Origin of the sequence: Streptomyces rhizoryzae (assembly GCF_023155275.1) — a bacterium.
In the GTDB taxonomy this organism is placed as follows: Bacteria; Actinomycetota; Actinomycetes; order Streptomycetales; family Streptomycetaceae; genus Streptomyces; species Streptomyces rhizoryzae.
Map to the genome: position 1 here is coordinate 16296 of NZ_JALMUV010000066.1, position 13239 is coordinate 29534.

Below are 13239 nucleotides of genomic sequence, written 5' to 3' on the forward strand. Positions count from 1 at the left end.
GGCGGCGGGGTCAGCGGGCCGGCAGCCCGCCCAGGTAGCCGACCGCGTCCGCCAGCGTGATCACGTCGCCGTACTTCGCCTGGAGGTCGAAGAGGCTCGCGTCGTGCGGGCCCGCGGCCCGGTCCCCGACGCACTCGCGGGGCACCAGGACCGGGAAGCCGGACTGCACCGCGTCGACCGCCGTGGCCCGTACGCAGCCGCTCGTGGTCGCGCCGCACACCACCGCGGTGTCGCAGCCCAGCCCGGTCAGCAGAGCGGCGAGCGAGGTGCCGAAGAACGCCGAGGCGCCCTTCTTCACCACCAGCGGATCGGTTTCCCGGCGGGGCAGCCGCGGATCGACCGCGACGGCCTCGCTGCCCTCCCGCAGGGCCCGCAGTCCCGGCGCCTTCCGCAGCCAGGTGACGTGGTCGCCGGAGAGTTCGGCGGGGGTGTAGGCGATCGCGGTGAAGACCACCGGTACGCCGGCCGGGCGCCCCGCCTCGATCAGCCGGGCGGTGGCCGCCACCACCCCGCTCAGGTCCGCGCCGGTGGGGAAGCGGTCCTCGGTGAAGCCGCGGGTCAGGTCCACGACGAGGAGCGCGGGGCGCCGGCCGCGCCGCACCGGGGCGCCGAACCCGGCCCGTTCGTACGTGCGGTCGGTGGCCGCGCCGTAGTGGCTCATGACCGCCCCCGCCGCAGTGTCCTCAGCTCCCGGCGCATCCCGGCGAGCCGCCCCAGCAGCCAGCCCTCGAACACGCCGGCCGCGAACGCCGCGGCCAGCGGACCGTACTTGGCCAGCAGCGGCCCGGCGGCGGGCCCGGCCAGAACGGCCAGGCCGTCCAGTTCCGTTCCGGCGGCCGCGGGCGCCTCCCGCGGCCCGGGCCGGGGCGCGGGAGCCGGTGCCGCCGGGGTGGGCCCGGGCTGCCCGGCCGCCGGCCCGCCGTCGCGCTCCCCGTCCAGCAGGCCGCCGAGGTTGCGGGCGAACTGCTCCAGGATCCGGGTCGAGACGGCCCCGATCGCGCCCTTGCCGAACTGCGCCAGCTTGCCGCGGATGACCAGGTCCGTGACCAGCTCCAGCCGCGCCCCGTCCGGCGCTTCGACGACGGCCAGCGTCACCTCCGCCTCGGCGTCGCCGTTGCCGTGGGCGTCGGCGCCGCGGGCCTGGACGCGCAGCCGCCGGCTCGCCGCGTCGGTCTCCAGGAACCGCACCGTCCCGGCGTACGCCGCGGTGACCGGCCCGACCCTGACCCGCACCCGGCCGCGCCAGGCATCGCCGTCCCGGCCGTCCAGCACCGCGCCCGGCATACAGGACGCCACCCGCTCCACGTCGTTGACCAGCGCGAACACCGCGTCCGGCGGCGCCGGGACCGGCACCGAGTTGCTGAGCCGCATCACAGCTCCTTCCGCTGGGCGGACCGGTTCTCCCGGGCGGCGCGCCGGGCCGCGGCGCACTGCGCGATCGCCGCCACCAGGGGCTGGTAGCCGGTGCACCGGCACAGGTTGGCGGCCACCACCTCGCGGATCTCGGCCTCGTCCGGGTCCGGCCGTTCGGCGAGGAAGCCCTCGGCGAGCATCAGGAAACCGGGTGTGCAGAAGCCGCACTGGAGGGCGTGGTGCGCGCGGAACGCCTGCTGGAGGTCGCTGAGCCGGTCACCGGGGGCCGGGGGTGCCTGCGCACCGGCCTCCGGGCCCTCCTCCGGGCCCTCCGTCGGGGCGCCGTCCGGGGCGAGCGATTCGACGGTGCGGAGGGCGGCCCCTTCCGCCTGCGCGGCGAACATCAGGCAGGACCGCACCGGCCGGCCGTCGAGCAGGACCGTGCAGGCGCCGCAGATGCCGTGCTCGCAGCCGACATGGGTGCCGGTCAGCCGCAGGTCGTGGCGGAGCACGTCCACCAGCGTGCGGCGCGGCTCGGTGATCACTTCGTGCTGCTCCCCGTTGACGTCGAGGACCATCAGCTGGAGCTCGCAACCGGTCGGGGGCGCGGCCCCGGGGGCGGCGTCGGCGGATGGGGGCGGGGTGGTCATCGGGTGCTCTCCTCGTAGTGCCGGGGGTGCAGGGCGCGGTGCACCGTCTCGGGGGTGACGGGGGTGGAGTCCAGTTCGGCACCGGTCGGGCGCAGGGCGTCGTTGACGGCGTTGAGGACCGCCGCGGGGGCGCCGATCGTGCCGCCCTCGCCCGCCCCCTTGGCGCCGGTCTCGGTGAGTGCGCAGGGGGTCTCCAGATGGTGGATGGCCACGTCGGGGATCTCGTGCGCGGTGGGGACCTTGTAGTCCATGAAGCTGGTCGCCGACGGCTCGCCCAGCGCGTCGTAGGTCACCTGCTCGAAGAGTGCCCCCGCGATGCCCTGGGCGATCCCGCCCCGGCACTGGCCCTCCACCACCTGCGGGTTGATCGCCACGCCGCAGTCCTCGACGCAGACGTAGCGCAGGATCTCCACCCGGCCGGTGTCCCCGTGGAGTTCCACGACGGCGCCGTGGGTGGCGTTGGAGAAGGTGCCGTCGGTGAAGACGTCGAAACCGGCCGTCGCGGTGAGCCCCGGTTCGGTGCCCTTGGGGAGCAGATCGGCGCGCAGGTAGGCGAGTTCGGCGAGTTCCGGGTAGCCGATCGCGGTCGCCGGGTCGCCGCGGCGGACGACCGCGCCGCGGCCGAGGGCGGTCTCCTCGACCGGGACGTCCCAGCGGGCCGCGGCCAGGGCGCGCAGCTTGTCGCCGAGCCGCCCGGCCGCCAGCCGCACGGCGCTGCCGCCGACCGCGATCGACCGGCTGGCGAAGGTCCCCCAGCCGTACGCGATCCGGTCGGTGTCCCCCTGGTGCAGCTTCACCCGCGCCAGGTCCAGGCCGAGCCGGTCGGCGACGATCTGCGCCATCGTGGTCTCGTGGCTCTGCCCGTGGCTCATCGTCCCGGTGGTGACGGTGACCGTGCCGCCGGGGTCCATCCGCACCTCGGAGAGGTCGAATCCGGGGACCACCGCCATCTTCCGCTGCGCGAAGGCGGCCGTGCCGTAGCCGGTGCGCTCGCTGAAGCAGGCGTAGCCGATACCCAGGTGGCGCCCCTCGGCGCGGGCCGTGCGCTGCCGCTCGTACCAGCCCTCGGCGCGCAGCGTCCGCTCGCACAGGTCGAGGGACTCCCGGTACGAGCCGGGGTCGTAGGTGAGGCCGTTGACGCCGGTGTACGGGAAGTCGGTGATCAGGTTGCGGCGGCGGATCTCCACCGGGTCCAGGTCCAGCTCCCGCGCGGCCCGTTCGAAGAGCCGCTCCACCACCATGACGTACTGCGGGCGGCTCACGCCCCGGTAGGGCGCGGAGGGCGCCTTGTTCGTGGTGACGGCCCGGCCGCGCACCCGGTAGGCCGGCACCGTGTAGACGCTCGGCATCTCCGCGGCCGCCATCAGCGGTTCGATGCCCGCGGTGAACGGATAGCAGGAGTACGCGCCCATGTCGCACACCACGTCCGCGTCCAGCGCCAGGATCCGGCCGTCGGCGTCGAAGGCGGCCCGGGCGGTGTAGTGCTGCTCGCGGGCCAGGAAGGACGCCGTCAGCGCGTCCTTGCGGTCCTCGATCCACTTCACCGGGCGGCGCAGCCGGAGGGCGGCCGCCGCCGCGGCGATCTCCTCCCGCCCCACCACGCACTTCAGCCCGAAGCCGCCGCCCATATCGGGCACCACCACCCGCACCGCCCGCTCGGCCAGGCCCAGGCAGCGCGCGGCGACCGTCCTGACCTGGTGCGGGATCTGGGTGCAGGTGTGGAGGACCAGCTGCTCCTCCCGGTCGTCCCAGGCGGCCACCGCGCCCCGGGTCTCCAGTGGAAGGGCGTTCTGCCGCCCGGTGCGGGACTCGACCCGCACGACGTGGTCGGCGGCGGCGAAGATCCCGTCGATGCCGTCGGTGGCGAAGAGTTCGACGTCGACCAGGGTGTTGCGGACGGCCTCGTCGTGGACCAGCGGCGCGCCGTCGGCCAGTGCCGCGTCCTCGCCGGTCACCGGCGGCCGGACGGTGTACCCGACCCGGGCCGCCTCGACCCCGTCCTCGGCGGCGTACGCGGTGCGGGCCACCACGATCGCCACCGGCTCGCCGACGAACCGCACCCGGTCGCGGGCCAGCACCGGCATCGCGGTCGGGACGAACTCGGTGCGCGGGCGGTCCAGCAGGGCCGTGATGTCCGCCATCCCCAGGTCGTCGGCGGTGAACGCGGCGACCACCCCCGGCACCGCGCGCACCGCGCTCAGATCGACCCCGGTCAGCTCCCCGTGCGCCACGGTGCTGCGGACGAACTGCGCGTGCAGCATGCCCGGCAGCGCCACGTCGTCCACGAACCGGCCGCGCCCGGTCAGCAGCCGGGGGTCCTCCCGGCGCGGCACCGACCGCCCGACCAGCTTCCCGCCGTCCTGTGCGCCCTGCTCCGCCCGCCTCACCGGGACACCGCCTTCCGCGTCGCGTTCCCCGCTGCCGTACCCGCCGCGGCCTCCGTACACGCCCGTTCGACCAGGGAGCGGACGAGCGCCCGGCGGTAGGCGGCGCTGCCGTTGGCGTCGCCGGGCGGGTCGGCGGCCGCCGCGGCCGCGGCCGCGCACGCGGCGAACGAGCCGCCGGCGGCCAGCACCGCCTCCGCCTCCGGGACCCGGACCGGCACCGGCGCCACCCCGCCGAGCCCCACCCGGCCGCCGCGCACCCCGCCCGCCTCGATGTCGAGGTCCACCACCGCCGACACGATCGCGAAGTCCCCTTTCCGTTCGGCGAATTCGGTGAGCGCGGCGTGCGGCGCGGGCCGCGGGAAGACCACCTCGGTGAGGAGTTCGGCGGGCCCGAGGACGCTGGTGTACGGGCCGAGGAAGAACTCCCCGGCCGGGATGCGGCGCTCCCCGTCGGGCCCGGTGGCCACCAGCTCGGCGCCCAGGGTGACCGCGAGCAGGCACCACTCGGCGGTCGCGTCGGCGTGCGCGAGGCTGCCGCCGACCGTGCCGCGGGTGCGGATCGGCAGATGGCCGATCCAGCCCATCGCCCGGCGCAGCACCGCGAAACCCGCGCCCAGCACCGCGTCCGGCGCGGTCTCGACGGTGTGGTGGGTGGTCAGCGCGCCGATGCGCAGCGCGCCGCCGGGGCCGGTACCGAGCCGGTCGAGCTCCCGCAGCGGGGCGATGTCGACCAGGTGCGCGGGCCGGGCGAGCCGGAAGTTCATCATCGCCACCAGGCTCTGGCCGCCGGCGATGACCTTGGCGTCCTCGCCCAGTTCGGCCAGCAGTCGGGTGGTGCCGTGGACGTCGCGGGCGCGGTGGTAGCGGAAGGGCGCGGGCTTCATGAGGTTCCTGTTCCGGTGGGGGTGGTCAGACCGGGGGAGGGGGGCGCGGCCGGAGCGGGCGGGGGAGTGCCGGGGGCGGGCCCGTCGTCCAGCGCCCGCCCCTTCGTCTCGGGGGCCGCCACCACCGTCCAGCCGACCGCGGCCAGCACCGCCGCGCCCAGCACCGCGAAGGTCAGCGGCAGCCCCAGCAGCGGCCACAGCACCGAGCCGAACAGCAGCGGCGCGAAACCGGTGACCACCCGGCTGACCGACGAGGCCCACCCGAAGCCACTGGCCCGCAACCGCGTCGGATACAGCTCGGCGAGGTAGGCGTACAGCGCCGGGATCGCCAGCTGCATCAGGAAACCGAAGACCGCGAGGGCCGCCACCGACGCCGCCGGCACCCGCATCACCAGCGCGAACACCACCAGCGCCAGCGACGCGGCCGGCGCCGACAGCCCGATCAGCCACTTGCGGCCGATCAGGTCCACCAGCGCGGTGGACACCAGCACCCCCGCGATGCCCACGCCGCTCATGACCGTGGTGCTCAGGAACGCCGCCGGCCCGGCCACCCCCTGGTCCTTCAGGATCGACGGCAGCCAGCTCAGCGCCGCGTAGTAGACCAGCAGCACGGTGGCCGACAGCAGCCAGGCCGCCGAGGTGATCCGCGGGCTGAACTCCCACAGCCGCCGCAGCTGTTCGGCCACCGCCCGCGCCCCGCGCGCCCCGTCCGCCGGCCCCGGCGCCGGGATCGCGTACGGCTCCGGCACCGCGCCGGTACGGGCCACCAGCGCGTCGATGACCGCCCGCGCCTCCGCCTCCCGGCCCTTGGCGGCCAGGTGCACGGGCGACTCCGGGACGCCCCGGCGCACCCAGAACAGCAGCAGCGCCGGGGCGCTCATCACCGCCAGCATCCACCGCCAGTTCTGCGGCACCGGCAGCAGCGCCGTGGAGACCAGCCCGCACAGTGTCACCCCCACCGGCCACCAGGCGTCCAGCGCGGTCAGCACCCGGCCCCGGTAGCGGCGCGGCGCGAACTCGCCGACCAGCGCGTAATCGACCGGAATGCACCCGCCGAGCCCGATCCCGGCCGCGAACCGCAGCGCCAGGAACACCGGGTACGCCGGCGCGCAGGCGCCCAGCACCGAGCACACCGCGAAGATCAGCAGCGTCACGCTGAACGCCCGCTTCCGGCCGATCCGGTCGGCCACCGCGCCCCAGGCCACCGCCCCCACGGCCATCCCCACCAGATTGGCGGTGGCGACCAGGCCGCGGTCGGCCGGCGCGAGGTGGAAGTGCTCGCCCAGCAGCGGCATCAGGAAGCCGTTCAGGGCGATGTCGTACGCGTCGAAGAGGTAGCCGAGGCCACCGATGAGGAAGATCCGGCCCTGTACCCCCCATTTCCAGGGGAGTTCCTGGACGATCTGATCGCCGGTTTTCATCTGCGCTCCGCGGGAGTCGAGGGCGGGACTAACGGGCGAACGGGTAGGAGAACGCGATCTCGTCGGGGTCGTTGAGCGGCGTGCCGCGCCACAGCCAGTCGTAGGACAGGTCCGACTCGCCCTCGAAGCGGCGCAGCCGGTCGTCCCGGTCCCGCTGCTCGGGACCGTCCGGATAGTGGTAGAAGGTCTTGTTCCGCAGGGAGGCGTCCTGCACCATCCCGGCGTGCCGGGCCCGCCGGGCGACATAGCGGTGCAGCGCGGCCGGGGCGTCCGCGGCGGGGACGGCACCCAGCTCCTCGGCCAGTACCGCGGCGTCCTCCATCGCCTGGGAGGCGCCCTGGGCCTGGTAGGGCAGCATGGCGTGGCAGGCGTCGCCGAGCAGCGCCACGTGCCCGTCCGCCCACACCGGGTCGCGCCGCCGGTGGTAGAGGGCGAAGCAGCTGACGCTCTCCTTGGCCTTGGACAGCATCGCCGGCACCCGGTCGTCCCAGCCGGGGAACGCGTCCACGAGGTCCTGCGCGGTGGCCGGCACCGTCCACTTCCGTGCGACCTCCTCGGTGCAGGGGACGCAGGCCACCACGTTGAGGAACTCCCCGCCGCGGATCATGTAGTGCACGAGGTGCCGCCCCGGCCCGTACCAGATGGTGCTCTGGAAACGGTCCACCAGCCAGCGGGTGGCCGGATCGGCGGCGATCAACTCGCCCGGGATCAGCGCCCGGTAGGCCATCTCACCGGAGAACAGCAGGGTGTCGGGCGCGCCCATCAGCTCCCGCACCCGGGAGCGGACGCCATCGGCGCCGATCAGCACGTCGCCGGCGAACCGCCGCCCGTCGTCGGTCACCGCCACCGGCCGCTCGGGCCGGGTCCGGTCCAGCCCGGCGACCCGGCTCGCGGTGTGCACCGCCACGACCGGCCCGGGACCGGCCGGATCGAGGCAGGCATCCATGATCACGCGGTGCAGGTCGGCCCGGTGGTAGTGCCAGTACGGGGCGTTGAAGCGGTCCTTGCAGAACTGGCCGAGCGGGGTGAGCGCGACCACGCTGCCGTCCTGCCAGCGCCGCCGCACCTGGTCGAGCGGTTCGGTACGGATCGCCTCCAACTGCCCGCGCAGGCCCAGCCCGAGCAGGATCCGGCTGGCGTTGGGCGCGGTCTGGATACCGGCGCCGACCTCGCCCAGCCGCGGCGCCTGCTCCAGGACGGTGACCCGCAGGCCCCGGTGGCGCAGGGCCAGCGCGGCGGTCAGACCGCCGAGACCGCCGCCGACGATGGTGACTTCGTAGGACTGACTGGGCGCCACTCTTTCCTCCAGGAGGTTCCTCGCAGGGGCCGGAACGGGACGGGACCGCGGGCGGCGGTGGGCGTCAGCGGCCGTCCGGCCGCGGATCGCCGGTGAGCCGGCCGTCCACCACCACCTCCGTCCCGTCCACCGCCACCGAGCAGCCGCGCATCGCGATGTCGAGGTGGGCGTACGACTCGCGGCCCAGCACCGGGTGCGGGCCGGTCGACCACAGGAAGTTGCCGGCGAACGCCCGGGCGTCCATGCCCATCAGCTCCTCCTTGCCGTACATCGCGGTGGCGAACCAGTCGGCGGTCCGCATCATCCCCCAGCCCAGGTGCGACAGGCTGCGCGCCCAGATGTCGCCGGAGTCCTCGAAGAAGGTGGTGAGCAAGGCGGCGTCGGCGCCGCCGGTGACCTTCTCGATGTGCCCGCCGGCGATCTGGAGGGTCACCGGCTCCCGGACGTACTCCTTGAACGGCAGCAGGATGTCGCCCGGAGCCAGCACGATCTGCCCGTCGGAGAGCTCCGGCCAGCACAGCACCATGGTGCTCGGCCAGTGGTCCCACCGCCCCGGATCGTCGGCGAACCCGCACTGGAACTCCGGCTGCGAACCGGCGAGTTGGACGGTCAGGTCGGTTCCGGCCGCGGACCGCACCCGCATCACCGACGAGCGCCTGAGCAGTTCGACACCGGCCAGCACCGCCGCCTTGTCCTCCTCCCCGGGCAGGTTGCGGATCAGCACCTCGGGCGCGTCGCAGACGAAGAGGATCCGGGTGCCGGCCCGCAGGATCTCCTGCTGGACCGGCGCGTGGATGAAGCCCTCGCGGGTCAGGTCGACCACCAGGTCAGCCGACTTCAGCAGGTCCTGGGCGGCGGTGTCGTTGAGGACCGACGTCAGCCCGGGGCCGGCGCCGGTGTGGGTGCTGGGCATCGGCGCGGGCGTGCCGCCGGGCACGGTCGCCGCGATGACGTGGGCGCCGCACGCCTTGGCCGCGCCGAACGCGGCCGCGACGTAGTCGCCGCGGCTGTCCGGCTCGGCGAGCACCACCACGTGCTCCCCGCTGCGCAGTTTGCACAGCCGTAGCTCACGGGTGAAGGCGTCGAGCAGATCGACGGACGAGAGAGCGAACACAAGGACCCTCCGGGGAACGAGTCGGGGGCTGGTTGGTCGTCGGCGCGTACGGAAGTGGTGCGGCGCGGCGCGCCGCTCACCCGGGCGGACATGCTCTGATCTGCGGCGATGCGATGGTGCTGGGCATCCCGGCAGAGATAATCCGAACACGTACTATCTCGGCTTGGCAAGAGGCGCGCACGAGTCGGCGCCCCGGATCCCTGAGGCGCCGTCAGCGCACCGGCGCACGCGAAGCGGGGCGCGGCCCCGGCCGCGCCCCGCCACGTGCCCCCGAACCCCTACGGCCGGGGCGCGATGACCTGCCCGGACGCGTCCCGTACCGTGATCGCCATCGCCGGGCAGACCTCCGCCGCGTCCAGCGCCCGCTCGTCCTCCGCGATCTCCTCGCGCACCGGCCGGGCGTGCGGCCCGTCCAGCACGAACAGGTCCGGCGCCACCCCCGGGCAGGAGCCCGAGGCGATGCACAGCGCCGGGTCGATGTCCACCGTCCACGCCACCGCGCTCACCACCCCACCGGCAGGACCCGCGGGCCCCGCACCAGCATCTGCGTCTTCCACTCCACGTCCCCGGCCACCCGCAGCCCCGGGAACCGCGTGATCAGCGCCGAGATCGCCTCCTGTAGCTCCAGCCGCGCCAGCTGCGCGCCCAGGCAGTGGTGGACACCGTGGCCGAAACCGAGGTGCTGGTTCCCGGTCCGCCGGATGTCCAGCTTCCCCGGCGCGTCGAACCGCAGCGCATCGCGGTTGGCCGCGCCCACCGCGACCAGGACCGGCTCCCCGGCCCGCACCAGCGTCCCGCCGACATCGATGTCTTCCGTGGCGTACCGCGGCTGGCCCGCACCGCTGCCCAGCGGGACGAACCGCAGCAGCTCCTCCACCGCGCCGTTGATCAGCGAGAGGTCGCCGCGCAAGAGGTCGAGCTGGTCGGGGTGGTCCAGCAGCGCCAGGACGAAGTTGGGGATCTGGGTGGCGGTGGTCTCGTGGCCGGCGACCAGGATGCCCACGCACAGGTCGATCAGTTCCAGCTCCGACAGCCGGTCGTCGACGTCCCGCGCGTCGATCAGCGCGGTCATCAGGTCGTCCTGCGGCTCCTTGCGGTGCTGCTCGATCAACCGGGCCATGTAGGCGCGGAGTTCCGCACGGTTGGTCTCGAACTCCTCGGCGGTCAGCGAGCTGGTCGACAGCGCGGCATCGCTCCACACCCGGAACTTCGGCCGGTCCTCCTCCGGCACCCCCAGCAGCCGGCAGATGACCGCCACCGGGATCGGCAGCGCGTACCGGTCGACCAGGTCCACCGGCGGCCCGGCCGCCTCCAGCTCGTCCAGCAGCTCCCGGGTCAGCTCCTTGACCTGCGGCCGGAGCTTCTCCACCTGGCGGACCGTGAACGCCTTCGCCACCAGCGTGCGCAGCCGGGTGTGGTCGGGCGGGTCCATGCTCAGGATGCCGCCGCTGCGGCGCCCCTCGGACTGCCGGGGCTCGTCGTGCTCATCGGCCAGCGCCCGGCTGAACCGCTGGTCGCCGAGGACGAACCGGGCCTCGGCGTAGCGCGTGACGAGCCAGGCCGGTTCGCCGTAGGCAAGCTGGACCTTCAGCAGCCCCGGGCGGCTGCGGGCCCGCTCGTACTCCGCCGAAAGATCAAGGCTCTCAGGGATGTTGAAGGGGTAGGAAAGGGGTGCTGTGCCGGCTGTGGTCACGGTGACCTCCCTTGTGTAAGCACCTGCTTACATACCGTAGGACGCCCGCGGGGGCAGGTCAACGATGGTTTGCGGTCAACGTTCTGACCTGGTACGGCGGCCGCCTGGCGGCCCGACGGACCACCGACGAAAGGAAACTGGCGATGCCGGAGGCGATCAAGGCGGCGACCGAGCACCGCCGGGACGCGCAGGGCACCCGGCGGCTGTTGCTCGACGCCGCCTCGGAACTCTTCGCCGAACGGGGCTACGAGCGCGCGACGGTACGCGACATCGCGGCCCGGGCCGGGGTCAACCAAGCACTGCTGTTCCGGTACTTCGGAACGAAGAAAGCCCTGTTCGGCGAGGTGATGGCGCGCGGCGGCCACGAACAGCTGCGCACCACCCCGGCGGAGCGGCTGTTCGAGGTCGCGCTGCGCGGCATGCTCGCCGAGGGCGGCGGACCCGGCACCGACCGGTCGCTGGAGGTCTGCCTGCGCTCCATCGGCGGCAGCGATGAAATCGCCGAAGCCCTGCGGGGACTTGGCGACGAGTACGCCGAGGTGCTCGCCACCCTCTCCCGGGCCGACGACGGCGCGCTGCGCGGGGACTTGGCGCTCGCCTGGCTGCTGGGCATCGGCCTGATGCGGGTGGTGGTGGGCAAGGAACCGCTGGCCGGGGCCGATCCGGACACCATCTGCCGACTGGTGGTGGGCGCGCTGGGCGCGTTGCTGGAGGACATGCCCCAGGGGTCATGACCGCGAACGGGGCCTGCCGTGGCCGGAATGCGCCTTGACCCGTGCTGCGTTCCGGTGACCCTCCGGCGGGTCTCCGGAAGCGGCCGAATAACCGCCTTATCGTCGCGTTTGCAGAGAATGTTCCTTTTCTGCCCAGCCGAGTAAAGGTGGAACAATGCTTCGTTCGATTCCTCGCGGGCTCGCGGTGGCCGGCCTCGCCGCGGCCGCCCTGGCGGTGCCGGCCGCGGGCACCGCGACCGCGGCCCCCAGCGACTCCCGGACCACGGTGTGCCACCCGCACAGCCGGTGCCACCACGAGGGCCGCCACCACGACGGCCGCCACCACGGCCGGGACACCCACCGCGACGGCCGGCACGGGCACGGGCACGAGGGCCGGCACGGCCACCGCGGCAACCACGGGCCCGCCCTGCACGACGACCGCTTGGGCCGGCTCGGCGAGCACCGCCGCGACGACGACGACTTCGGCCGCCGCGACGACGACGAGTTCGGGCGCGGCGGCGACGAGTTCGGCCGCCGGGACGACAACGGGCGCCGCGACGAGTCCCGCCGCCGCGGCCACGAGGACCGCGCCGTCGGCCTGGGCCGCAGCGGCCTGCTGGGCCTGGACTTCCTCGGCCTCCTCTGACCGGCCGGCCGCCTCGCCACCTCGCGTGGGCCCGGGTGCCGCACCCGGGCCCACCGGCATGGCGGGCCCCGCCATGCCGTCAGCGGTGCGTCGCCGGCCGCAACCCGCCGTGCACCGGCGCCAGTTCCGCCGCGTACGGGCCGGGCACCGGGACCGGGCGCCGCGGCGGCAGCACATCCGGGGCGCGGTGCGGCCGCAGTGCGGTCAGCGCGTTCTCCGTCTCCTCCATCAGCGCCCGGTAGGACACCAGCCGCTGCCACTCCGGATCGGCGACCCCGGGCACCGTCGCCGAGCGCTCCGTCCAGATCTTCACCAGCCCCGCGTACAGGGGCGTCTGCCGGATGACCTCGGCGTTGATCCGCGGCACGGGGGCCGCCCCCGGGCCGGGGGGAGTGGACAGCTCAGCCGGAGGGCGGGGAACGAAAGCGGTCCGGCCGTGGCCGGCGACCGTGACGGATGAGGGAGCACTCATGGCCGTAGAAACGATTCGCCCCGGCGATTGGTCACTGCCCACACCCCCGGTCGGCCCCCCGCGCTTCCTCTCATAACATCCCAAAGCGCTGGGCGCGATGCGGGCAATATCACCTCTTACAGTGATCTCTCCGTGAGAACCGGACCAACTTCGACTAAAAAGCGTTGTCGCAAACATGGAACCGAGGGAGTTGTGGGAGCGCCACGCGGTACTCGCACAGGCGTTTTGCATCAGCGATGACGAGGTCCGCCGGACCCAAGGACTCCTCGACGAGGCCGAGGCCCGCCGCTCGCGGACCCTGGCCGCCTTCGCGGTGACCGTGGGCAGCGACGAGGTGGTCGCCGACCTGCTCGGCCTCGATGCCCGCGAGGTCCGCCTGGCCCGCCGCACGGTCGGCAAGGACGACGCCCGCGCGGTGGCCAAGAACCTCCTGGAGGAGTCCGCCCGGGAACGCCGCGCCGCGCTCCGCTCCCAGCCCCCGGAGCAGCCACAGCCGCAACCGCCCCGGCCCGCCCCGGCCGGCACCGGAGCGGCGACCGCCGGCGCGGCGGGCGGATCCTGGCCCGCCGCCGCTCCGGCCGCCGGCCCCCCGGCCGCCGCCCCCGACCC

General features: G+C 74.4%; 13 protein-coding genes and 1 pseudogene. 3 read left to right on the forward strand and 11 right to left on the reverse strand.

Features of this window, described 5'->3' with window-relative positions:
• Positions 1 to 10: 10 nt before the first annotated feature.
• The 10 genes from MUU72_RS32775 to MUU72_RS32820 all read right to left on the reverse strand — a co-directional run bounded on the left by MUU72_RS32775 (position 11) and on the right by MUU72_RS32820 (position 10799).
• Positions 11 to 661: an isochorismatase family protein gene (locus MUU72_RS32775; RefSeq protein WP_248017094.1), complete on the reverse strand. Its 651-nt coding sequence runs from the start codon at positions 659 to 661 to the stop codon at positions 11 to 13.
• Positions 658 to 1371: an SRPBCC family protein gene (locus MUU72_RS32780; protein ID WP_248017095.1), complete on the reverse strand. Its 714-nt coding sequence runs from the start codon at positions 1369 to 1371 to the stop codon at positions 658 to 660. Before MUU72_RS32780 ends, MUU72_RS32775 begins: the two co-directional genes overlap by 4 nt.
• Positions 1371 to 1931: a (2Fe-2S)-binding protein gene (locus MUU72_RS32785; RefSeq protein ID WP_248017108.1), complete on the reverse strand. Its 561-nt coding sequence runs from the start codon at positions 1929 to 1931 to the stop codon at positions 1371 to 1373. Before MUU72_RS32785 ends, MUU72_RS32780 begins: the two co-directional genes overlap by 1 nt.
• 68 nt (positions 1932 to 1999) lie before the next feature.
• On the reverse strand, positions 2000 to 4390 hold the full coding sequence (locus MUU72_RS32790; RefSeq protein ID WP_248017096.1) for a xanthine dehydrogenase family protein molybdopterin-binding subunit: 2391 nt from the start codon (positions 4388 to 4390) through the stop codon (positions 2000 to 2002).
• Positions 4387 to 5274, reverse strand: a complete 888-nt coding sequence (locus MUU72_RS32795; RefSeq protein WP_248017097.1) for an FAD binding domain-containing protein — start codon at positions 5272 to 5274, stop codon at positions 4387 to 4389. The genes MUU72_RS32790 and MUU72_RS32795 overlap by 4 nt, the downstream gene beginning before the upstream one ends.
• Positions 5271 to 6695, reverse strand: a complete 1425-nt coding sequence (locus MUU72_RS32800) for an MFS transporter (RefSeq protein WP_248017098.1) — start codon at positions 6693 to 6695, stop codon at positions 5271 to 5273. The genes MUU72_RS32795 and MUU72_RS32800 overlap by 4 nt, the downstream gene beginning before the upstream one ends.
• A gap of 28 nt (positions 6696 to 6723) precedes the next feature.
• Positions 6724 to 7992, reverse strand: a complete 1269-nt coding sequence (locus MUU72_RS32805; protein ID WP_248017099.1) for an FAD-dependent monooxygenase — start codon at positions 7990 to 7992, stop codon at positions 6724 to 6726.
• 64 nt (positions 7993 to 8056) lie between these two features.
• On the reverse strand, positions 8057 to 9106 hold the full coding sequence (locus MUU72_RS32810) for a 2,5-dihydroxypyridine 5,6-dioxygenase NicX family protein (protein ID WP_248017100.1): 1050 nt from the start codon (positions 9104 to 9106) through the stop codon (positions 8057 to 8059).
• 278 nt (positions 9107 to 9384) lie between these two features.
• Positions 9385 to 9612 carry a ferredoxin gene (locus MUU72_RS32815; protein WP_372503289.1) on the reverse strand — a complete coding sequence of 76 codons (228 nt, stop codon included), beginning with the start codon at positions 9610 to 9612 and terminating at the stop codon, positions 9385 to 9387.
• Positions 9609 to 10799 carry a cytochrome P450 gene (locus tag MUU72_RS32820; protein ID WP_248017102.1) on the reverse strand — a complete coding sequence of 397 codons (1191 nt, stop codon included), beginning with the start codon at positions 10797 to 10799 and terminating at the stop codon, positions 9609 to 9611. Before MUU72_RS32820 ends, MUU72_RS32815 begins: the two co-directional genes overlap by 4 nt.
• 143 nt (positions 10800 to 10942) lie before the next feature.
• On the opposite strand from MUU72_RS32820, the gene MUU72_RS32825 reads away from it, so the two are divergent.
• Positions 10943 to 11533 (forward strand): TetR/AcrR family transcriptional regulator, encoded by a 591-nt coding sequence (locus MUU72_RS32825; protein ID WP_248017103.1) that lies wholly within the window; start codon positions 10943 to 10945, stop codon positions 11531 to 11533.
• Positions 11534 to 11687: 154 nt separating this feature from the next.
• Positions 11688 to 12158 (forward strand): hypothetical protein, encoded by a 471-nt coding sequence (locus tag MUU72_RS32830; RefSeq protein ID WP_248017104.1) that lies wholly within the window; start codon positions 11688 to 11690, stop codon positions 12156 to 12158.
• Between the two features lie 79 nt (positions 12159 to 12237).
• Here MUU72_RS32830 and MUU72_RS32835 read toward each other — a convergent pair whose 3' ends face one another.
• Positions 12238 to 12525, reverse strand: coding sequence for a hypothetical protein (locus tag MUU72_RS32835; RefSeq protein WP_248017105.1), 288 nt, complete (start codon positions 12523 to 12525; stop codon positions 12238 to 12240).
• A 280-nt stretch (positions 12526 to 12805) separates the two neighbouring features.
• Between MUU72_RS32835 and MUU72_RS32840 the strand changes: the two are divergent.
• Positions 12806 to 13239, forward strand: a pseudogene (locus tag MUU72_RS32840) (hypothetical protein); the annotation flags it as partial.

What these genes read in the sequence shown, in the direction of transcription:
- MUU72_RS32775 (WP_248017094.1), bottom strand. Translation starts at nt 661, where the DNA reads ATGAGCCACTACGGCGCGGCCACCGACCGCACGTACGAACGGGCCGGG.
- MUU72_RS32780 (WP_248017095.1), bottom strand. Translation starts at nt 1,371, where the DNA reads ATGCGGCTCAGCAACTCGGTGCCGGTCCCGGCGCCGCCGGACGCGGTG.
- MUU72_RS32785 (WP_248017108.1), bottom strand. Translation starts at nt 1,931, where the DNA reads ATGGTCCTCGACGTCAACGGGGAGCAGCACGAAGTGATCACCGAGCCG.
- MUU72_RS32795 (WP_248017097.1), bottom strand. Translation starts at nt 5,274, where the DNA reads ATGAAGCCCGCGCCCTTCCGCTACCACCGCGCCCGCGACGTCCACGGC.
- MUU72_RS32800 (WP_248017098.1), bottom strand. Translation starts at nt 6,695, where the DNA reads ATGAAAACCGGCGATCAGATCGTCCAGGAACTCCCCTGGAAATGGGGG.
- MUU72_RS32825 (WP_248017103.1), top strand. Translation starts at nt 10,943, where the DNA reads ATGCCGGAGGCGATCAAGGCGGCGACCGAGCACCGCCGGGACGCGCAG.
- MUU72_RS32830 (WP_248017104.1), top strand. Translation starts at nt 11,688, where the DNA reads ATGCTTCGTTCGATTCCTCGCGGGCTCGCGGTGGCCGGCCTCGCCGCG.